Source organism: Pseudomonas sp. LBUM1664 (assembly GCF_059695895.1).
This window is the reverse complement of record NZ_CP166791.1, coordinates 2,057,926-2,077,648: the sequence shown is the minus strand read 5'-3', so window position 1 is coordinate 2,077,648 and position 19,723 is coordinate 2,057,926. Positions and strand designations below refer to the sequence as shown.

At 61.0% G+C, this 19,723-nt stretch carries 17 protein-coding genes and 2 pseudogenes; 6 read left to right on the top strand and 13 right to left on the bottom strand.

The features are described 5' to 3' along the window. The first annotated feature begins 2 nt into the window (after positions 1–2). Complete coding sequence (gene cobA / locus ACA047_RS09880; protein WP_497358829.1) at positions 3–758, top strand: uroporphyrinogen-III C-methyltransferase; 756 nt, start codon at positions 3–5, stop codon at positions 756–758. A gap of 162 nt (positions 759–920) precedes the next feature. On the opposite strand, the gene ACA047_RS09875 is transcribed toward cobA, so the two are convergent. The 8 genes from ACA047_RS09875 to ppsA all read right to left on the bottom strand — a co-directional run bounded on the left by ACA047_RS09875 (position 921) and on the right by ppsA (position 8,984). Next, positions 921–1,955 carry an OmpA family protein gene (locus tag ACA047_RS09875; RefSeq protein WP_497358827.1) on the bottom strand — a complete coding sequence of 345 codons (1,035 nt, stop codon included), beginning with the start codon at positions 1,953–1,955 and terminating at the stop codon, positions 921–923. Positions 1,956–2,062: 107 nt separating this feature from the next. Next, positions 2,063–2,653 carry an RNA polymerase sigma factor SigX gene (gene sigX / locus ACA047_RS09870; protein ID WP_025212681.1) on the bottom strand — a complete coding sequence of 197 codons (591 nt, stop codon included), beginning with the start codon at positions 2,651–2,653 and terminating at the stop codon, positions 2,063–2,065. 91 nt (positions 2,654–2,744) lie between these two features. Continuing rightward, positions 2,745–3,569, bottom strand: coding sequence for a mechanosensitive ion channel family protein (locus tag ACA047_RS09865; protein ID WP_497358825.1), 825 nt, complete (start codon positions 3,567–3,569; stop codon positions 2,745–2,747). A 2-nt stretch (positions 3,570–3,571) separates the two neighbouring features. Next, complete coding sequence (locus ACA047_RS09860) at positions 3,572–3,817, bottom strand: hypothetical protein (protein ID WP_014337331.1); 246 nt, start codon at positions 3,815–3,817, stop codon at positions 3,572–3,574. 63 nt (positions 3,818–3,880) lie between these two features. Continuing rightward, positions 3,881–4,876 carry a divalent cation transporter CmaX gene (gene cmaX / locus ACA047_RS09855; protein WP_497358823.1) on the bottom strand — a complete coding sequence of 332 codons (996 nt, stop codon included), beginning with the start codon at positions 4,874–4,876 and terminating at the stop codon, positions 3,881–3,883. Positions 4,877–4,901: 25 nt separating this feature from the next. After that, positions 4,902–5,393, bottom strand: coding sequence for a ribonuclease E activity regulator RraA (gene rraA / locus ACA047_RS09850; RefSeq protein ID WP_497358821.1), 492 nt, complete (start codon positions 5,391–5,393; stop codon positions 4,902–4,904). A 127-nt stretch (positions 5,394–5,520) separates the two neighbouring features. Continuing rightward, positions 5,521–6,510: an alpha/beta fold hydrolase gene (locus tag ACA047_RS09845; RefSeq protein WP_497358819.1), complete on the bottom strand. Its 990-nt coding sequence runs from the start codon at positions 6,508–6,510 to the stop codon at positions 5,521–5,523. Positions 6,511–6,608: 98 nt separating this feature from the next. Continuing rightward, positions 6,609–8,984, bottom strand: coding sequence for a phosphoenolpyruvate synthase (ppsA, locus tag ACA047_RS09840; RefSeq protein WP_497358817.1), 2,376 nt, complete (start codon positions 8,982–8,984; stop codon positions 6,609–6,611). Positions 8,985–9,160: 176 nt separating this feature from the next. Here ppsA and ppsR point away from each other — a divergent pair, with 176 nt between their 5' ends. Then, entirely contained in the window at positions 9,161–9,979 is an 819-nt protein-coding gene (gene ppsR / locus ACA047_RS09835; protein WP_497358815.1) for a posphoenolpyruvate synthetase regulatory kinase/phosphorylase PpsR, read from the top strand. 74 nt (positions 9,980–10,053) lie between these two features. Here the strand turns inward: ppsR and ACA047_RS09830 are convergent. Beyond that, a pseudogene (locus tag ACA047_RS09830) lies at positions 10,054–10,904 on the bottom strand (type 1 glutamine amidotransferase domain-containing protein). A 103-nt stretch (positions 10,905–11,007) separates the two neighbouring features. On the opposite strand from ACA047_RS09830, the gene ACA047_RS09825 reads away from it, so the two are divergent. Further along, the gene (locus ACA047_RS09825; RefSeq protein ID WP_497358813.1) at positions 11,008–11,907 is read left to right on the top strand and encodes a LysR family transcriptional regulator; all 900 of its coding nucleotides are present in this window, start codon (positions 11,008–11,010) and stop codon (positions 11,905–11,907) included. A 128-nt stretch (positions 11,908–12,035) separates the two neighbouring features. Here ACA047_RS09825 and ACA047_RS09820 read toward each other — a convergent pair whose 3' ends face one another. From ACA047_RS09820 to ACA047_RS09805, 4 genes and pseudogenes are all read right to left on the bottom strand, one after another. After that, on the bottom strand, positions 12,036–13,448 hold the full coding sequence (locus ACA047_RS09820) for an aspartate aminotransferase family protein (protein WP_497360291.1): 1,413 nt from the start codon (positions 13,446–13,448) through the stop codon (positions 12,036–12,038). Positions 13,449–13,550: 102 nt separating this feature from the next. After that, positions 13,551–14,074 (bottom strand): annotated as a pseudogene (locus ACA047_RS09815) (GNAT family N-acetyltransferase). Positions 14,075–14,184: 110 nt separating this feature from the next. Further along, positions 14,185–15,510, bottom strand: coding sequence for an ATP-binding protein (locus tag ACA047_RS09810; RefSeq protein ID WP_497358811.1), 1,326 nt, complete (start codon positions 15,508–15,510; stop codon positions 14,185–14,187). Beyond that, complete coding sequence (locus ACA047_RS09805) at positions 15,507–16,184, bottom strand: response regulator (protein ID WP_497358809.1); 678 nt, start codon at positions 16,182–16,184, stop codon at positions 15,507–15,509. The genes ACA047_RS09810 and ACA047_RS09805 overlap by 4 nt, the downstream gene beginning before the upstream one ends. A gap of 175 nt (positions 16,185–16,359) precedes the next feature. Between ACA047_RS09805 and dsbD the strand changes: the two genes are divergently transcribed. The 3 genes from dsbD to dsbG are packed head-to-tail and all read left to right on the top strand — an operon-like array spanning position 16,360 to position 19,699. Beyond that, a complete protein-coding gene (dsbD, locus tag ACA047_RS09800; protein ID WP_497358807.1) occupies positions 16,360–18,087 on the top strand; it encodes a protein-disulfide reductase DsbD in 1,728 nt (575 codons plus the stop codon). Beyond that, positions 18,087–18,956: a TlpA family protein disulfide reductase gene (locus tag ACA047_RS09795; protein ID WP_497358805.1), complete on the top strand. Its 870-nt coding sequence runs from the start codon at positions 18,087–18,089 to the stop codon at positions 18,954–18,956. The genes dsbD and ACA047_RS09795 overlap by 1 nt, the downstream gene beginning before the upstream one ends. Beyond that, positions 18,932–19,699: a thiol:disulfide interchange protein DsbG gene (gene dsbG, locus ACA047_RS09790; RefSeq protein ID WP_497358803.1), complete on the top strand. Its 768-nt coding sequence runs from the start codon at positions 18,932–18,934 to the stop codon at positions 19,697–19,699. Before ACA047_RS09795 ends, dsbG begins: the two co-directional genes overlap by 25 nt. The last annotated feature ends 24 nt before the right edge of the window (positions 19,700–19,723 follow it).

The following is a 19,723-nucleotide window of genomic DNA, read 5'->3' as shown; positions in this document are numbered from 1 at the left end:
CTATGAACGCAAAAGTCTGGCTGGTGGGTGCGGGTCCTGGCGACCCTGAATTACTGACCCTCAAAGCCGTGCGCGCCCTGAGCGAAGCCGACGTGGTGCTGATCGACGATCTGGTCAACGACGCCGTGCTGGAGCATTGCCCCGGTGCACGCATCATTGCCGTGGGCAAGCGCGGCGGATGCCGTTCCACACCACAGGCCTTTATCCACAGGCTGATGCTGCGTTATGCCCGCCAAGGCAAATGCGTGGTGCGCCTCAAGGGTGGCGACCCGTGCATCTTCGGCCGAGGCGGTGAAGAAGCACAGTGGCTGCGCGAACACGGGGTCGAAGTGGAGCTGGTCAACGGCATCACAGCCGGTCTTGCAGGCGCCACCCAGTGCGATATACCGCTGACCCTGCGCGGAGTTGCACGTGGCGTGACGCTGGTCACTGCCCACACCCAGGACGGCAGCAGCCTGAACTGGCAAGCCCTGGCGCAAAGCGGGACCACCCTGGTGGTGTACATGGGTGTGGCGAAACTGAGCGAGATCCGCGAGCAACTGCTGGCCGGTGGCCTGGCGGCGGACACCCCGGTAGCCATGATTGAAAACGCTTCCCTGCCTCATCAGCGTGACTGTCGCAGCGACCTGGCCGCGATGGAAGCCGATGCAACCGCGTTCCAACTCAAGAGCCCGGCGATTCTGGTCATTGGCGCGGTGGCGGCCGCGGCCGAACTTGCAGGATCGCAGCCTGTGTGGGCCCAGGCTTCAGCGCTGTAGCCAATAGCCAAGCAACACCGAACCTGTGGGGGCAAGCGTGCTCCCACAGGTTTTTTTTGTTTTAAGCAGGCGCATTGTGGCAATGCCCATAACTTTTTCTTCATAAATCGCAGGCAAAAAAAAGCCCGGCCTAAGCCGGGCTTTTCTAAAGCTGTGGGCTAATTACTTAGCTTGAGCTTCAACCTGCGCTTCTACGCGACGGTTAACTGCACGACCAGCTTCAGTGGCGTTGTCAGCAACTGGGCGGGATTCGCCGTAGCCAACAGACTGAACGCGGGACGATTCAACACCGTACTGGTTGGTCAGAACTTGCTTAACGGCGTTTGCACGACGCTCAGACAGTTTCTGGTTGTAAGCGTCAGGACCGACGGAGTCAGTGTGACCTTCAACAGTAGTGCTGGTGGATGGGTACTGCTTCATGAAGTCAGCCAGGTTTTTGATGTCGCCGTAGCTGTTAGGCTTGACTACCGACTTGTCGAAGTCGAATTTCACGTCCAGCTCAACACGAACAACTTCAGCAACTGCCGGGCAGCCATCAGCGTCAACAGTTACGTTGGCTGGGGTGTCAGGGCACTTGTCAACGTTGTCGCACACGCCATCGTTGTCGCTGTCGGAGCAGACTTCAGCTGGTGCTGGAACTGGAGCAGCAGCAGGCTTGGAGCCGCCACCGAAGTTCACACCGATACCGACGCTTGGAGCCCACTCGGTGTTGCCCTGGTCGATGTTGTACTGAGCTTCAACGCCGGCACGGGCGTAGAAGTTCTCGGTGAAATACAGCTTGGCGCCGCCACCAACGTTGGCGAAGGTGGAACGGTCACGACCGTTGCTGCCATTCTGGTCGATGCTCTGGTCGGAGAAACCGGCAGAGAGGTAAGGACGCAGCATGTCACCTGGATTGTTGAAATGGTACAGAGCGTCCAGAGCGGTGTTAGCGCCCTTGACGTTCGTGCCGTCGTCGGAACGTACGTTGTGCACTTCGTCGTAGGCCAGACGCAGTTCAACGTCGTCGGTCAGGAAGTAACCGACCGAACCGCCGAACAGGTTGCCGTTGTTCTTGAAGTTACGAGAGCTGTCGAATTGCTCTTTCTTGGCGAAGCCTTCGATTTCAACTGCGCCTTGGCCTTGTGCCAGAGCGCCGAACGAAGTGGCAGCAATAAGAGAACCAATGGCAAAGCCCAAGGTGTTTTTCAGTTTCATCCGTTAAATCCCCATCTGGTGATTGTGAAGCAGTCCCGCAAACCGGGGGACAACTCGGCGGCAAGTCTATCAGAACTTGCCTACACGTAAGAGACATTTGCGCCGAACTAAGTTTCAGCAATGCCTGCAAATTTCTCACGCAATTTGTCAAGAGCGCGCTTGTAACGCATTTTAGTCGCGCTCAAACCCATGTGCATTATGTCTGCGATCTCCTGGAATTCCAGCTCTGCGACAAATCGTAGCACCAGAATCTCCCGATCGATCGGGTTTACATAGACCAGCCAGCGATCGAGTCCACCCTTTTCCTCGGGTTTGGGCGCCTTTTCTTCTGACGCTTCCTCGAGAGGGTCCAAGCTCAAAGCGTCCATCAAGCGACGCTTTCGCCGTTCCTTACGATACTGCGTGATGCATTCGTTGTACGTGATGCTATAGAGCCATGTCTTGAACTTCGATTTCCCCTCGAAGTTCTTCAGGCCGTACAGCACCTTCAGCATCACCTCCTGACAGACATCGTCAGCATCGCGATCGTTCCCAAGATATCGTGCACAAACGTTAAATAATGTTCTCTGGTAACGGCGCATCAGTTCTTCGTAAGCGCGCGTTACGTGAAACAGCTCCGTGTGCGCGCGCGCGACCAACTCCTCATCGGAGAGATCACGGGGGTCGTAGCGCGTGGATAGCGATTGGGGTTTGTTCAAAACAAGTCGGGCCGACAGTCTAGGTCAATGTGCGCCGCAGCCTGTGGTAACGGGCATTTTGCGGCGGCATACATTAGCAGGGTTTGCCGGGTTAGCGGCTACTCACATGCTCTTCCAGCAAGATCCGATTGGAGAGCGACACCAACTCACCCTCATCGGTCAGCAATGTGGTCTTCACCGTGCCAATCTCTTCAATCTGGCCTTCGACCTCGCCAACACGCACTTGTTGCCCAACCTCATACAACTCACGCACATAGATTCCCGCAAGAATCTGACCGGCAATTTCCCGGCTTCCCAACCCCATGGCCAGCGCAACCGCCAGACCAACGGTAATCAATACGATCACAATCACATGGTTGAGCAGGTCAGTCTTGACCTCCAACTGGCTGATCGCGACCGAAATACTGATGATAATGACCAGGCCTTGGGCGATTCGACCCAAACCCTGGGCGTAATCGAGCCCTACGCCTTCGGCTGCACCGCGCACCAGCCCGTTGGCCAGTTGCGCCAGCAGAACGCCGACCAGCAACACCAGCGCAGCACCAAAAACCTTCGGCAAATACAGTGCAAGCATATCGAGCGTAGCTGAAACTCGCTCAAGCCCCAGGGATTCAGCCGCAGAAACCAGGAAAATAAGCAGCACGAACCAGTAGACGATCTTGCCGACCAGGGTCGAAATCGGCACCTGGATACCGCCACGGGACAACAGTTTGGTCAGGCCGGTGCCGCCCATCAGGCGATCGAGCCCCAGTTTGGCGAGCAGTTTGGAGAGCAGCGTGTCCAACAGCTTGGCCACGACAAAACCCAATAACAGCACCACCAGCGCGCCGAAAAGGTTCGGGATGAAGTTAGCTACTTTGGTCCACAACGCAGTCATTGCCGTGACGAGGCTCTGGGTCCAGAGATCAAGTTCCATATTCAATCAGCCTTATCAGCGGTGCGAGTAACAGGTTTACGACGCGAAACCGGCGAGACGTGGGCCGAGCCGTTATTCAAGGCGATCATCAGCGCGGGCAACCAACGGCCCAGCAGGCTGAACAGATCGCCGGCGCCGACCTGGCGGTTGGCGGTTTTCAGTACACGTCCCAGGCATGCATCGTCGTCCCGGCTGGACGGCGAAGCCTTGAGCATGTCGCGCAAAGACTGTTCAAACGGATCGTGCATACGCACCTCTCGTGATGTCTGTGGAAGACGTGATCAAATTTCGTCGGGTCACATGAAACCCCATCACACCCAGCGCAAACGACGGAATAACCACCACTGACCGAGGGCCACGCAGACCATCAACAGGCAGGCGACCAGGAAGCCGTACGGGCTTGCGGAAAACGGAATGCCGCCAACATTGATGCCCAGGAGCCCCGTGAGAAAACTCATCGGCAGGAAAATCCCGGTGATGATGCCGAAGCGGTACATGGTGCGGTTCATACGCACCGAAAGACGCCGGTCCTCGGCCTCCAGCACAAGCCCCACGCGCTCTCTGGTCAATTCCAGCTCTTCGAGATAGCGGGTCAGGCTGTTGTTCAATTCGTTCCAGTAGTCGCCGTCATCGTCGACAAACCAAGGCAATTTGAACCGCGTCATCTGCCCGAAGATATCCCGCTGTGGCGCCAGGAACCGCTTCAGTCCAGCCGCCCTTCGACGGATATGCAAAATGGCATCGTGCTCGGGGGTATACCGTTCGTCGGTATCGATCTTTTCTTCCTCGCCATCGACGATTTCCGAGAGGCAGGTGACCAGTTCCTGTACTTTGTTGGTCAGGTATTGCGCCATATAAAGGATGAGTTCTGACGCGGTTTTCGGCCCCTTGCCCTCGGCCAGGTGCTCCAGCAGTTCATCGGTGGCGCGCAACGGGCGCAGCCGCAGCGAGATCACCCGCTGGGCGGAAGCAAAAATACGCACCGAAACCATGTCTTCCGGCTCGGCACCCGGGTTGAGATTGATCCCCCTGAGAAACAACAGCAGCTCGGCGTTTGGCAGTGGCAAAAGGCGTGGTCGGGTGTTCTCTTCGAGCAGCAGGTCGCAGTTGAATTCGCTCAGGCCGCTGGACTTGCGCAACCAGGTTTGGGTTTGCGGATGACTGCGATCCCAGTGCAGCCACAGGCTTTCGTGCGCCTGCAACTGCAAATCGTCGAGTTCGGTCCGGGCTATCGAACGCGCGCCGCCTTTACCATCCAACACAAGGGCATGCACCAGCCCCCATTGCGCGTTTTCTTCCTCAAACATCCTCATACCTTATAACTGCGACGCTTCATTCAGGCATTTTCAGCGGGCTGGGCGAGACGATTACGCCGTTGTTGTCCGCATAGACATATTCGCCCGGACGAAACGTCACACCGGCAAAAGTCACCGCCACATTGAGTTCGCCGATGCCGCGCCGGTCGGTTTTCATCGGATGGCTGGCCAGGGCCTGCACCCCGAGGTCCGTCTGGGCAATGATGTCGACATCGCGGATGCAACCGTAGATCACCAACCCTTCCCAGCCATTTTTTGCCGCTTTTTCGGCCAGCATGTCGCCCAGCAGTGCCCGACGCAGAGAGCCGCCGCCGTCGACCACCAACACCTTGCCGTTGCCCTTGAGTTCAACCTGCTCCTTGACCCGCGAGTTGTCCTCGAAACATTTGATGGTCACGATTTCGCCGCCGAAGGAATCGCGGCCGCCGAAATTGCTGAACATCGGCTCCAACACCTGCACCAATTGCGGGTAGGCATCGCACAGATCGGGCGTAAGGTAATGGTTCATCGAACAACTCCTGTAGAGGCTGGAACGTCAGACTGAATGAACAACCGTTTGTGACCGGAGCAGCGGAACGCGTCATATCTTAGCCGCAAGCCAACCAGAGCGAAATGCCCTTGTCAGAGCCTTCGCTTCAAACCACTTCGGCCAGCCTGGGTTGATCTGCCAGCAACGGTGCATGCTGATCCGCCAGCCAGCTAGCCACCAACGGCCACACTTGAGCATGGGCGGCTTTGCTGACCAGCATTTCGACGTGACCGAAATCGTCAGTGAAGCCCTGCGCCCGGCCCAGGCAGACAAACTGCTTGTGCTCGGAACCGATCTGGTCGAAAAGTTTTCGACAGGCCCAGGTGGGGTCCTGATGGTCGCCCGCGGCACTCACCGCCAGCACCGGCAGTTGCACATCGGCAAGGCCAGCCCACCAGTTCTTCTCGGCATCACCAAAACGCCCGAACAGGCCATACCAACGCATGCTCTCCAGGGCCAGGCCGATGGGCTCGTCCTCCGGGCCGCGCCTGAGCCTTGAACCGGACAACTGGGCAAACCGCTTGAGGATGAGTCGTCCGCTCCACTCCACCGGTGGAATTTTCAGCGGCCAGTAGGTGCGGCTGACCTGGGTGCCAAAAAACGCCGCCGAAGCCACCGCCGGCTCGCCCAGGTAGTGGCCGCCCAACGCTGCCGCCAGGGTGATGCCACCCAGGGAATGGCCGATCCAGTGCGGTACCTGCCCGCTCTGCTCACGCACGAAGGCGCCAATGGCTGGCAGGTCGTAACGCGCGTAGTCGGCCACGCGGTTGTTGCGGTAACCCTGATTGCGCTGGGACAGCCCATGCCCACGCATCTCGGGGATCCAGACATCGAACCCCAGGCGTGCCAGGTACGCCCCCAGGCCCAGGCCCTTGGGCGAATACCAGAAGCGTCGGTTGGAAAAGCTGCCGTGCAACAGGATTACGGGAACGCCGCGGGCATCACTGCCGTCGGCCATGCCTAACCGGGTGACGGCCAGTTCAACGCTGTAATCCGGACTGTTGCCGGGTTTCAGACGATAGACGTCTTCGCTCAGATCACCACGCCGCTCGGCGCTGATCAAGGCGACAGGAAAAAGGTTGCTGCTGCTTTGCATAATGTTCTTGCACAAAAAAGGGCGGCTGTGGGAGCGAGCCTGCTCGCTCCCACAAGGAATTACCCGGCTGACATTACCGGTGAGACCCCCTCACTCAATCAGACCGCAGCCTGACCTTCAGCCAGGAAGAACCAGGTTTCCAGTACGGAGTCCGGGTTCAACGAAACGCTTTCGATACCCTGTTCCATCAGCCATTTGGCCAGGTCCGGGTGGTCCGAAGGGCCCTGACCGCAGATGCCGATGTACTTGCCGGCCTTGTTGCAGGCAGCAATGGCGTTGGCCAGCAGCTTCTTGACCGCGGGGTTCCGCTCGTCGAACAGGTGCGCGATGATCCCGGAGTCACGGTCCAGGCCCAGGGTCAGCTGGGTCAGGTCGTTGGAACCGATGGAGAAGCCGTCGAAGAACTCAAGGAATTCTTCAGCCAGGATCGCGTTGGACGGCAGCTCGCACATCATGATCACGCGCAGGCCGTTTTCACCACGGGTCAGGCCGTTCTCCGCCAGCAGATCGACGACCTGGCTCGCTTCACCCAGGGTACGCACGAACGGCACCATGATCTCGACGTTGGTCAGGCCCATTTCGTTACGCACGCGCTTGAGGGCGCGGCACTCGAGCTCGAAACAGTCACGGAACGATTCGCTGATGTAGCGAGAAGCACCCCGGAAGCCCAGCATCGGGTTTTCTTCTTCCGGCTCGTAGAGCTTGCCACCGATCAGGTTGGCGTATTCGTTGGACTTGAAGTCCGACAGGCGCACGATGACTTTCTTCGGCCAGAACGCTGCCGCCAGGGTGCTGATGCCTTCCACCAGTTTCTCGACGTAGAAACCGACGGGATCGTTGTAGCCGGCAATGCGCTTGTCGACGCTGTCCTTGATCTCCGACGGCAGGCCGTCGTAGTTCAGCAACGCCTTGGGGTGCACGCCGATCATGCGGTTGATGATGAACTCCAGGCGGGCCAGGCCCACACCGGCGTTCGGCAACTGCGCGAAGTCAAAGGCACGGTCCGGGTTGCCAACGTTCATCATGATCTTGAACGGCAGGTCCGGCATGGCGTCCACGGAATTCTTCTTGATATCGAAGCCCAGCTCGCCCTCGAAGATGTAGCCAGTATCGCCCTCGGCGCAGGAAACGGTCACGCCCTGGCCGTCCTTGAGCAGTTGGGTGGCGTTGCCGCAACCAACCACTGCCGGGATACCCAGCTCACGGGCGATGATTGCCGCGTGGCACGTGCGCCCGCCACGGTTGGTGACGATGGCGCTGGCGCGTTTCATCACCGGCTCCCAGTCTGGGTCGGTCATGTCGGAAACCAGCACGTCGCCGGCCTGGACCTTGTCCATCTCCGAGACGTCCTTGATGATCCGCACCTTGCCAGCGCCAATGCGCTGGCCGATGGCACGGCCTTCCACCAGCACGGTGCCGGTTTCCTTGAGCAGGTAGCGCTCCATGACGTTGGCCTGGGTGCGGCTCTTCACGGTTTCCGGACGGGCCTGCACGATGTACAGCTTGCCGTCGTCACCGTCCTTGGCCCATTCGATGTCCATCGGGCACTTGTAGTGCTTCTCGATGATCATCGCCTGCTTGGCCAGCTCACTGACTTCGGCGTCGCTCAGGCAGAAACGCGCGCGCTCAGCCTTGTCCACATCGACGGTTTTCACCGAACGACCGGCCTTGGCTTCGTCGCCGTAAATCATCTTGATGGCCTTGCTGCCCAGATTGCGGCGCAGAATGGCCGGACGGCCGGCTTCCAGCGTACCTTTATGGACGTAGAACTCGTCCGGGTTCACGGCGCCCTGGACCACGGTTTCACCCAGGCCATAGGCGCCGGTGATGAACACCACGTCACGGAAACCCGACTCAGTATCGAGGGTGAACATCACGCCAGCGGTGCCGGTTTCGGAGCGGACCATACGCTGCACACCGGCAGACAGGGCAACCAGCTTGTGGTCGAAGCCCTGGTGCACGCGGTAGGAAATGGCCCGGTCGTTGAAGAGGGAAGCAAAAACTTCCTTGGCGGCACGGATAACGTTTTCCACACCACGGATGTTCAGGAAGGTTTCCTGCTGGCCAGCGAAGGAGGCGTCTGGCAGGTCTTCGGCGGTCGCCGAGGAACGCACGGCAACGGCGACGTCGGGATTACCCTCGGACAGCTTGGCGAAGGCGGTGCGGATTTCGGCGTTGAGCTTCTCGGGGAATTCGGCGTCCATGATCCATTGACGGATCTGGGCACCGGTCTTGGCCAGGGCATTGACGTCATCGACGTCCAGGGCATCGAGCGCATCGTGGATCTGCTGGTTCAAGCCACTCAGGTCCAGGAAATCACGATAAGCCTGAGCTGTCGTGGCGAAGCCACCTGGCACCGATACACCGGCACCGGCGAGGTTACTGATCATCTCGCCGAGGGATGCGTTCTTGCCCCCCACATGCTCTACATCATGGACGCCGAGCTTATCGAGGGAAACTACGTACTCTACCAAGGTGATCTCTCCACTAACTGTGTTGGAAAAGCTCAGGGCACCGACGGCTCCAGGGGAGCGATTGCCGGCGATATGGCCTGGACCTGGAAAATAAGTGAGAATGCGAGCCACTGGCGGCCAGCAAATCGCGCCTATCATAACCAAGAATCGTCACTAGCTTAAGGCCCAAGGCGCAAATGAAACGATCTGCTTTCTTTATCTCCGACGGCACCGGCATCACGGCCGAAACCCTGGGCCAAAGCCTGTTGGCACAGTTTGAAAACATAACCTTCACAAAAATGACACGCCCGTACATCGACAACATCGACAAGGCGCGGGCCATGGTACAGCAAATCAATAAAGCCGCCGAAACCGACGGTTTCCGTCCGATTATCTTCGATACCATCGTCAATCAGGACATCCGTGAGATTCTCGCGACGTCCAATGGTTTCATGATCGACATTTTTTCCACCTTCCTGGCGCCCCTGGAACAGGAGTTGAGCGAGCATTCTTCCTACTCGGTCGGCAAATCCCACTCCATAGGCCACAACTCCAATTACATGGAGCGGATCGAGGCGGTCAACTTCGCGCTGGACAACGATGACGGCGCCCGCACGCACTATTACGACAAGGCCGACCTGATTCTGGTGGGTGTGTCGCGCTGCGGCAAGACGCCGACCTGCCTGTACATGGCCATGCAATTCGGCATCCGCGCGGCCAATTACCCGCTGACCGAAGACGACATGGAACGCCTGCAACTGCCCAGCGCCCTGCGCGCCCACCATCACAAGCTGTTCGGGCTGACCATCGACCCGGACCGCCTCACCGCGATCCGCAACGAGCGCAAGCCCAACAGCCGTTATTCGAGCTACGCCCAGTGCGAATTCGAAGTGCGCGAGGTGGAAAACCTGTTCCGGCGGGAGAATATTCCCCACATCAACTCCACGCATTTTTCCGTGGAAGAGATTTCGGCGAAGATTCTGGTGGAGAAAGGGGTGGAGCGGCGGTTCAAGTGAGGTAGTGGCCAACCACAAAACCTGTGGGAGCGAGCCCGCTCCCACAAGGGGATGGTGGTGTTTCTGATTGAAGCTTAAGCGCCCTTATTGCCCAGCCGCTTGACCAGCTCTCGCCCCACTTCCTGTGCCGATGCCGGGTTCTGGCCAGTGATCAACTCCCGATCCATCACCACATGTGATGTCCAAGGCGCGGTGTTGCTGCTGTATCGCCCGCCAGCGCCAGCGCGGTTTGCGGGTAGAATTTCATCGCGCCGCCGCCCAACAGCCCTTTGGCCAGTTCTTCTTCCTGATTACTGATTACTGTCATTTTATAACCGGCGTAAATCCAGTCGGCCTTGGCCGGCGCCTGTCCCTTGGCCGCCAACTGGCCGACGAAGCCCTGGGCATCGGGCAGGGTCGACAGCAACGCGATCGGCCCGTGGCAGACCAACGCTGTGGTTTTGCCTTTAGCGTGGAAGTGCGTCAGCACCCGACCCAATGGGGCGCTGGTGAGCAAATCCTGCATCGGCGCATGGCCGCCGGGGATGTACAGGGCATCGAACTGTTCCAGGCCAATCTGCTCGACACGGGCCAGGCTGACCACCGGTGAATCCTTGACCGACGTGATTTTCAGCTGCGCCAGCAACGCCTGATAGCGCTCAAGCTCGGCCTCGTCATTGTTGAAATACATCTTGTCCACCGAGGACCGGTCCAGCGTTGGCGCCTTGCCCTCAGGGGTGGCGAACGTCACCTGGTGACCGGCGTCCAGTAACAGCTTGACCGGTTGCAGCAGTTCATTGAGGTAGAACCCGGTGGAGAAGACCTTGCCGTCTTGCAGGTCCAAGTGATCGGCGTCCGACAGGACCACCAGCACATTGTCGGCATGGGCCGCGATGCTGGTGGCCGCCAGTGCCACAGACATTGCCAGGGTAGTGAGCTTTTTCATGATGACTCCAAGAGGCTTGGGTAGAAGATGCGCTCACTGTATTGATACCGTTATCGGCGATAAACTCGCCCGCAAGAACATCACTTGGCCTCTGGAGGTAATAATGCCCCGTCGATTCGATTACCTGGCCGACGTGGAAGCTTTCGTCACTGTCGTCGAAAAAGGCACCCTCAGCGCTGGGGCCGTGGCGCTGGGCACCACGCCTTCGGTCCTGAGCCGGGCCATCTCACGTCTTGAAGCCCGGCTCGGGGTGCAACTGTTGCGGCGCACCACTCGGCGGCTGAACCTGACCGATGCCGGCACCGTGTACCTGGAACAATCGCGCTCGGCGTTTGCCCTGATCGACGACGCCGAGCGCCGGATCCAGGGCCAGGACGGTGTCTTGACCGGTCGCGTGCGCCTGAGTGTGCCGACCACCTATGGCCATTACCGCCTGCCACCGCTACTGTCACGCTTCGCCCAGGCCTGCCCGCAAGTGCAGGTCGAGCTGAGCATCACCAATCGCAATGTCGATTTAGTAGCTGAGGGGTATGACCTGGCGATCCGTCTCGGTCAGTTGCCAGACAGCGGCCTGGTCGGTCGCAAGCTTGAAGATGCCCGCCTCTGCCTGGTGGCCGCGCCGCACTACCTGGGTCGCGCCGGTATGCCCATGCACTTCAACGAGCTGGCCGCCCACGCGTGCCTGCCCTTTGTGATGCCCAGCAGTGGACGCATCGCGCCCTGGCTGTTTCGCGAGAACAGTGAAGATCGGGAATGGTTGCCTGTGGCCAATGTTCAGGTGTCCGACGATGTGCTGGGCGTCGTGTCCCTGGCCCAGGCCGGGCTGGGAATTTGCCAGACTTATGACTTCATCGTCCGAGAGCGAATCGAGCGCGGGGAGTTGGTGGAAGTGCTGGAAGAATTTGGCGGGCGCAGCCGACCGTTTTCAGTGATCTACCCGCCCCACCGGCAACTACCGGCGGCGGCACGGGCATTGATTGATTGTCTGGTGGAGCAGCGTTGAAGGCGAAACAATTGCGGGCTTGCTCGCGAAGGCGATGTGTCAGTCAATACTTGATTGACAGACAGATCGCCTTCGCGCGCAAGCCCGCTCCCACAACGACGGGACGCGCTAAGTTCTACACTTAGAAATTAGGACTCGGCGACGGCACTCTGCAAGGCGCGACCGAAAATCTCGGCGACCCGGTCGATTTCTGCCGCTGTAATGATCAGCGGCGGCAGGAAGCGCACCACGCCACCCTGCCGGCCACCCAACTCCAGGATCAGCCCACGCTTGAGGCACTCACGCTGCAGCCGTGGTGCCAGCCGTGCGTTTACCGGCGGATGCCCCAGGGTGTCCAGCGTACCGGTCGGGTCCACCAGTTCGATGCCGAGCATCAACCCACGACCGCGGATGTCGCCCAACTGCGGGAAGTCCCGCTGCAGGATGTGCAGGTGCTTGCTCAAACGCTCGCCCATGGCGGCGGCATGGGCCGGCAGATTGTGCTCCACCAGATAGCGCATTACCGCAGAGCCGGCGGCCATGGCCATTTGATTGCCACGGAAGGTCCCGGCATGGGCACCCGGCAACCAGGTGTCGAGCCAGTCGCGATAGACCACAACCGCCAGCGGCAGGCTGCCACCGATGGCCTTGGACAAAACAACCACGTCTGGAATGATCCCGGCATGCTCGAACGCGAACATTTTGCCGGTGCGACCAAAGCCGCTCTGGATTTCGTCGACGATCAGCGCCACGCCAGCCTGCTCGGTGATCCGCCGCAAACCGCGCAACCAATCAAGATCGGCCGGTATGACCCCGCCCTCGCCCTGCACCACCTCGACGATCACCGCCGCCGGCAATTGCACGCCGGCCTCGGGATCGTTTAGCAAGTTCTCCAGATAATGCAGATTGGCCTTCACCCCCTCCGCACCGCCCAGCCCGAATGGGCAGCGGTAATCATAGGGGTATGGCATGAATTGCACGCCGTTGCTGAGCAAGGCGCCAAAGGGCTTCTTCGGCCCCAGGCTACCCATCAGGCTCAACGCCCCCTGGCTCATGCCGTGATAACCGCCCTGGAACGACAGCACGGTGCTGCGGCCGGTGGCGGTGCGCACCAGCTTGAGCGCTGCTTCCACCGCATCGGTACCCGTGGGGCCGCAGAACTGGATCTTCGCCTCGGCGGCCAGCTCCGTCGGCAACAGGCCGAACAAGTCCTGGACGAAGCGGTCCTTGACCGGCGTGGTCAGGTCCAGGGTATGCAACGGCAGCTCATCGGCCAGCACTTGCTGGATTGCATCGATAACCACCGGGTGGTTATGCCCAAGCGCCAGCGTGCCAGCACCGGCCAGGCAGTCGATGAAAGTGCGACCTTCAACGTCTTCCACATACAGCCCCTTGGCACGCTTGAGGGCCAGGGGAATGCGCCGCGGATAGCTGCGGGCGTTGGATTCCTGCCGGCTCTGGCGGGCCAGCAGCGGCGATTCATTGAACTGGTAGAGCGTCTCGACCGGCGCAGAGCTGACCCGCACCGGCTGTGCTTCGATAAAGCTGTTGGCGACTGACATTTCTCGACCCCGCAATACGCTGAAGTAGTGACCCAAATGACACACCGGGCAGGTGCGCATCCGGTCGGGGCGCACGTGCAGGTTTCCTGTTGTGGAAACGCATCAGCGAGACAAGGATTTACTCTCGGGCCAAACTTTCCTCGCGGGCTCGACCAGTGGCTTGTGCATCGCAATGGCGGTGACGCCGCCGATGACGAAGGCCTCGGCGCTTTGCTCGAACCCCAGCTGCCGATAGAACGCATGGCTGGTGCGCGCGTGCTGTTGAGGCGCACCTGGACCACCCCGCGGCTGCGTAACCACGCCTCGATGTCCCGCACCAGCGCCTGCCCGGCACCGCGGCGAAACCATTCCGGCTGCACGTAGCAGAACGCGATCCGGCCATTGACCGAAGCCATGGCGGCTCCGACCGGCCGTCCCTGCAAACGCGCCAGGGTCAGGCGTAACCGTGGGCTGGCCAGCCAGGGCTGTATCTGGGCGAGGGTGTTGTTGCGGGTCCAGGCTGCCACGATGCGCGGGTCGTTACGGTGTTCGGCGGCACAACCGACCCGAATGGAGCGCTCGGCGATGCGGCTGATGATGCCGGCATCGCTGGGCATGGCTGTGCTGATTTCGATGAGAGCTTCCATGGCGCTGTGTTCCTCAGTCCGTTGAGTCGAGCTGAAAAAACATAGACCCGGATGAGGTGGGTGCGCCAATGGGAAGTTGTAGCTTCAAGCTTCAAGCTTACAGCCGCCCGCTAGCGGGCCTTCACCGGCATCGTCAATTCGACCCGCAGCCCGTCCGCACGGCTGTCGAAATGCAGGCTGCAGCCGCAACGCTGGACGATGGCCTGGACGATCGCCAACCCCAGCCCGCAGCCGGTGCTCTGGCCGTTGCGCCAGAAGCGCTGGGTCAGGTGCGGGAGATCGTCGGCGGCAATGCCGGGGCCGTGGTCACGGACCTGGAAACGCACTCGCTGGCCGATCATTTCCAGGCTCAGCTCCACATGGGTATCGTGCGGGGTATGGCGCAGGGCGTTATCCAGCAAATTGCGCAATGCGGCGATGGAGAGCACCGCCGGCATCTGCACCGGTGCGTCGGACAAACCCCGGGATACCTGCAGCTTGATCCGCTGTGGATCGCCGCTGGCTGCGTCCTGGATCGCCAGTCGGGCGACCTGCTCGGCGTTGCACTGCACGCCGTCGTCGAACGACAGGCTGCCTTCGACCCGAGCCAACAGCAGCAACTGTTCGAGCGTACGGTGCAACCGGTCGGCGCCCTCCTCGGCCCGGGCCAGGGATTGGTCGCGAGCAACGCCTTCGGTCATGCGCGCCACTTGCAGGTGAGTCTTGATGGCCGTCAGGGGGCTGCGCAGTTCGTGGGCGGCATCGCCGGTCAGCCGTCGCTCGCGCTCGATGGTCTTGCCGATGCGCTGGAACAGCTGGTTCTGGGTTTCCAGCAATGGCCGCAGCTCACTGGGCAGCGGGTGAATCTGTAAGGGTTCCAGAGAGTCGGCGTTGCGCCGCATCAGCGCATCGCGCATGCGATTGAGTGGCGCCAGGCCCTGGCCGATGCCCAGCCACAACAGGCACAGGCAACCAAGCAACGCCACGCCCACCGGCACCGAGGCCGCCAGCAGCACCGACATATTCAAGGCTTCGCGCTCGATCTGGCGATCGGCGGTGGTAATGCGCAAATCGCCCCGGGCCAGGGTGAAGCTTCGCCAGGGCGCGCCGTCGATCATCTGGTCGTGGAAGCCCACTTTCTCGGCTTCCAGGGCCTGTTCCGGGGTGCTGTGGCTGCGGGCCAGGATCTCCCCGCGCAAGGAGCTGACCTGGCAGGCCATGCCGCCCGGAATGCTCAATTGCTCAGCGCTCAAATGCGTGCCGTCACCCTTGCTGGACAACGGCGGCAGCTGTTCCAGCAGGCCGGCGACCATCCGCGCCGAGGCCACCAGGCGCTGGTCGAGGGAGAACATCATCTGGTTGCGCAGGTCGCTGAGCATCCACGCCGCGGCCAGGGCCCAGATCAGGGCGAAGGCCGCGCCGAGTGTCAGGCTCAGGCGCAGTCGCAGGCTCATCACTTGGAGGATTCCCCGTCGGCCGGCCCCAGGCGATACCCCAGCCCGCGCACTGTCTCGACAATCCCGTTGCCGAGTTTGCGCCGCAGGTGATGGATATGGACGTTGAGGGCATTGCTTTCCAGCTCGTCATTGAACCCGTAGACGCTGTCCTTGAGTTGCTCGGTGGACAGCACCCTGCCGCGGTTGTGCAGCAGCGCTTGCAGCAGTGACTGCTCTCGACGGGATAAGTCCACCGGCTGGCCATCCAGGGTGGTTTCCCGGCTGCTGGGGTCGTACGTCAGGCGGCCGTGTTCAATCAGATTGACGCTGCGTCCCGCCACGCGCCGCAACAACGTGTGCAGGCGCGCTGCCAGTTCGCGCAGGTCGAACGGTTTGAGCAAATAGTCATCGGCGCCAGCCTGCAAGCCATCGACCCGATCGGTCACCGAGTCCCGGGCGGTGAGGATCAGCACCGGAATCTCCAGACCTTGCTGGCGCAATTGCTTGAGCAGTTTAAGGCCGTCCTCATCGGGCAGCCCCAAGTCCAGCACCATGACATCGAACTCGGCCACGCCGACCATCGCCCGCGCCGCCGACGCCGTGGCGACGTGCTCGACGGTCAGGCCCTGGGCCGTGAGGCCGGCGACGATCCCGCTGGCGATCAACTCATCGTCTTCGCAGACCAGTACGTGCATGGTAAGCCCCGTGGAAAAAGGTACATTAGGCCGCCGGCCGATTAAGCCGACATTATGCGACGAGTACGGCAAACATGGGCGATCATTGCCGCCTGCCGGTCGTCGCGGGGTTAATCGACGGTTAATCGCCAGCCGCCATTGTGCTTTCCACTTGCTCCGTTCTAAGGCTTTGTCCATGCGTCGATTGTTTTTGCTGTGGCTGTTCCTGATCTCGGGCCTGGCCCAGGCCGCCAATCCCTTCGAAACCAAACCCGATTTCCTGCCGGTAGAAAAAGCATTCGTGTTTACCTCCGAACGCCTTGATTCCGGTGAAACCCAACTGTTCTGGCAGATCGCCGACGGGTATTACCTTTACCAGCAGCGGCTCAAGTTCGACGGTCTTGACCAAGCGCAGAAGCCGAAGCTGCCAGAGGGTGAAGCCCACAGCGACGAGTTTTTCGGCGATCAGCAAGTCTATCGCCAGGCGCTGGAGTTGAAGATTCCGGCCGGCGCCACCGGCAAAATCAAGGTCGGCTTCCAGGGCTGTGCCGACGCTGGCTTGTGCTATCCACCCCAGACCCAAGTGGTAGACCTGGGCGGCCATGTTCCTGCGACAGCCAATAGCGAGGCGCCGGACCAGGCCCTGGCCAGCGGCCTGCAACAACGAGCGTTGGGCTGGAGCCTGCTGGTGTTCTTCGGCCTGGGCCTGTTGCTGGCGTTTACGCCGTGTTCCCTGCCCATGCTGCCCATTTTGGCCGGGCTGGTGGTGGGCAGCGGCGCCGGGCCCCGGCGCGGCCTGGCATTGGCCGGCAGCTACGTCATCAGCATGGCATTGGTGTATGCGGCCATGGGCGTGCTCGCCGCGTTGCTGGGGGCCAACCTTCAGGCGCTGCTGCAGCAACCGTGGCTGTTAGGCAGCTTCGCGGCGGTATTCGTGCTCCTGGCGCTGCCGATGTTCGGTTTCTTCGAATTGCAATTGCCCGCCGCCCTGCGGGATCGACTGGAAAACGCCGGGCGCCAGCGCCGAGGCGGCAGTCTGGTGGGCGCCAGCATTCTCGGAGCGCTGTCCGGCCTGTTGGTGGGGCCGTGCATGACCGCCCCGCTGGCCGGCGCGCTGCTGTACATCGCCCAGAGCGGCAATGCGCTGCACGGCGGGCTGATTCTGTTTGCCATGGGTGTCGGCATTGGTCTGCCGCTGTTGCTATTGGTGACCGTGGGCAATCGTTTCCTGCCCAAGCCCGGCGCCTGGATGAACCTGCTCAAGGGCGTGTTCGGCTTTCTGTTCCTGGGCACCGCGCTGCTGATGATTCGCCCGATCGTTGACAGCTCGCTGTGGATCGGACTGTGGGGTGCGCTGCTGCTGATTGCCGCCTACAGCGCCTGGCGCCAGACCGAAGGTTTCGGCCGCGCTGCCTATGTGTGCGGCAGCGCGTCGCTGCTGTTCGGCCTGTGGGGCAGCGTGTTGGTGATCGGCGCAGCAGGCGGCGGCGATGACTTCTTCCAGCCCCTGAAGACTTACACCGGTGCCTCGGGCAGCGCAGCCGTCACTGCCCATGATGCCTTCGTCACGGTCAGCGAGCCCGCCGCCCTGCAACAGGAACTGGACACCGCCAAGGCCAAAGGCCAGTGGGTGCTGCTGGACTACTACGCCGACTGGTGCGTGTCCTGCAAAATCATGGAAAAACAGGTGTTCGGTCGCGCCGAAGTGCTCGATGCCCTCAAAGACGTACGCCTGGTGCGTCTCGACGTCACCGCCGACAACCCCGCCAGCCGCGAACTGTTGAGCCGTTACCAGGTGCCGGGGCCGCCAAGCCTGCTGTGGATCGGCACGGACGGTGAAGAGCGCCGCAGCCAGCGGATCACCGGGGAAGTCGACGCCAAGGTTTTCCTGGAACGCTGGAACATCACCCGGGACGCGCGCTGATGCTGACGTTTACCCTGGGCACCTTTGCCATTGCCCTTAACCATCTGTTGCTGATCAGCGCCCTGGCACTGGCCACCTTCGTGGGCTGGCGGGTGGCCAAGCGCGGTGGCGAGAACCCCGAATCGGTGTTGTTCATGCTGTTTTTGCTCGGGCTATTCGCCGCGCGGATCGGTTTTGTCGCCGCCTACTGGAACTACTACCAAGACGATCTGCGGCAGATCATCGATCTGCGCGACGGCGGCTTCCTGGCCTGGCCGGGCATCGTCGCGCTGGTGATCGGCGCGCTGCTCTGGACCCGGCGCCGACCGGCGCTGCGCCGGCCGTTAGGCTTGGGCGTTGGCAGCGGTCTGCTGTTCTGGCTAGTGGCGACGATGTCGTTGACGATCTATGAACAAGGCACACGGCTGCCAGAGATCGACCTGCGCAACGCCGATGGCGAGACCGTGAAACTCACTGATTATCAGGGTGGCCCGCTGGTGATCAACCTGTGGGCCACCTGGTGCCCGCCTTGCCGGCGTGAAATGCCCGTGCTGGAGCAAGCCCAACAACAGCGCCCGGACCTGACCTTTTTGTTCGTCAACCAGGCCGAAAGCATGCAAAGCGTCAGCACCTACCTCGCCACCCAAGGCTTGAGCCTGACCAATGTGCTGTTCGATGGCAGCGGTCGCCTCGGCCAGGCCGTCGGCTCCATGGCACTGCCGACGACACTGTTCTACAGCGCCGACGGCCGCCTGCTGGGCAGCCACCTGGGCGAATTGTCGGAAGCAAGCCTGGCCCGCGCCCTGGAAAACTTTGAAACGCCGGATCCGACCACGGTACCCCACCCTGCCACAAGGAAACCGCCATGTCCCGCCTCCACCACCTGCTGACGCTGGCCTTCACCGGCGCACTGTTGCAGGCACCGCTGCTACAGGCCGAAGAATTGCCTGCGGCCATCAAGAAAATCGAAGCCAAGGGCGCAAAAATCGTCGGCACCTTCGAGGCACCGGACGGGCTTCGCGGTTACGCGGCGCAATACCAGAACCGTGGCATGGCGCTGTACCTGACGCCCGATGGCCAGCACGTCCTGCTGGGCAACCTGTACGACGCCGACGGCAAGGAGCTGAGCGCCGAGCCGCTGCAAAAGCTGGTTTATGCACCGATGGCCAAGGAGGTCTGGGCGAAGATGGAAGCCAGCAACTGGATCGCCGACGGTAGCAAGGATGCACCACGCACCGTGTACCTGTTCAGCGACCCAAACTGCCCGTACTGCAACATGTTCTGGGAACAGGCACGACCATGGGTCAACGCCGGCAAGGTGCAGTTACGCCACATCATGGTGGGCATCATCCGCGACGACAGCCCAGGAAAATCCGCCGCATTGCTGTCGGCCAAAGACCCGGAGAAAGCGCTGCAAGCCCATGAAAAAGCCGGTAAAGGCAGCGCGCTCAAGCCCCTCAAGGACATACCGCCGGCCATTCAGGCAAAACTGGACGCCAACCAGCAGTTGATGGACGCGCTGGAATTGTCTGCCACCCCGGCGATTTTCTATCTGGATGACAAGGGCGAACTGCAACAACAGCAAGGTGCACCATCCCCGGACAAACTGGTGAGTATTCTCGGGCCGAAGTGACTGGCATCCACTGCAAACTCCCTG

What these genes read in the sequence shown, in the direction of transcription:
- cobA (WP_497358829.1), top strand. Translation starts at nt 3, where the DNA reads ATGAACGCAAAAGTCTGGCTGGTGGGTGCGGGTCCTGGCGACCCTGAA.
- ACA047_RS09875 (WP_497358827.1), bottom strand. Translation starts at nt 1,955, where the DNA reads ATGAAACTGAAAAACACCTTGGGCTTTGCCATTGGTTCTCTTATTGCT.
- ACA047_RS09865 (WP_497358825.1), bottom strand. Translation starts at nt 3,569, where the DNA reads ATGGAACTTGATCTCTGGACCCAGAGCCTCGTCACGGCAATGACTGCG.
- ACA047_RS09860 (WP_014337331.1), bottom strand. Translation starts at nt 3,817, where the DNA reads ATGCACGATCCGTTTGAACAGTCTTTGCGCGACATGCTCAAGGCTTCG.
- cmaX (WP_497358823.1), bottom strand. Translation starts at nt 4,876, where the DNA reads ATGTTTGAGGAAGAAAACGCGCAATGGGGGCTGGTGCATGCCCTTGTG.
- rraA (WP_497358821.1), bottom strand. Translation starts at nt 5,393, where the DNA reads ATGAACCATTACCTTACGCCCGATCTGTGCGATGCCTACCCGCAATTG.
- ACA047_RS09845 (WP_497358819.1), bottom strand. Translation starts at nt 6,510, where the DNA reads ATGCAAAGCAGCAGCAACCTTTTTCCTGTCGCCTTGATCAGCGCCGAG.
- ppsR (WP_497358815.1), top strand. Translation starts at nt 9,161, where the DNA reads ATGAAACGATCTGCTTTCTTTATCTCCGACGGCACCGGCATCACGGCC.
- ACA047_RS09825 (WP_497358813.1), top strand. Translation starts at nt 11,008, where the DNA reads ATGCCCCGTCGATTCGATTACCTGGCCGACGTGGAAGCTTTCGTCACT.
- ACA047_RS09820 (WP_497360291.1), bottom strand. Translation starts at nt 13,448, where the DNA reads ATGTCAGTCGCCAACAGCTTTATCGAAGCACAGCCGGTGCGGGTCAGC.
- ACA047_RS09805 (WP_497358809.1), bottom strand. Translation starts at nt 16,184, where the DNA reads ATGCACGTACTGGTCTGCGAAGACGATGAGTTGATCGCCAGCGGGATC.
- dsbD (WP_497358807.1), top strand. Translation starts at nt 16,360, where the DNA reads ATGCGTCGATTGTTTTTGCTGTGGCTGTTCCTGATCTCGGGCCTGGCC.
- ACA047_RS09795 (WP_497358805.1), top strand. Translation starts at nt 18,087, where the DNA reads ATGCTGACGTTTACCCTGGGCACCTTTGCCATTGCCCTTAACCATCTG.
- dsbG (WP_497358803.1), top strand. Translation starts at nt 18,932, where the DNA reads ATGTCCCGCCTCCACCACCTGCTGACGCTGGCCTTCACCGGCGCACTG.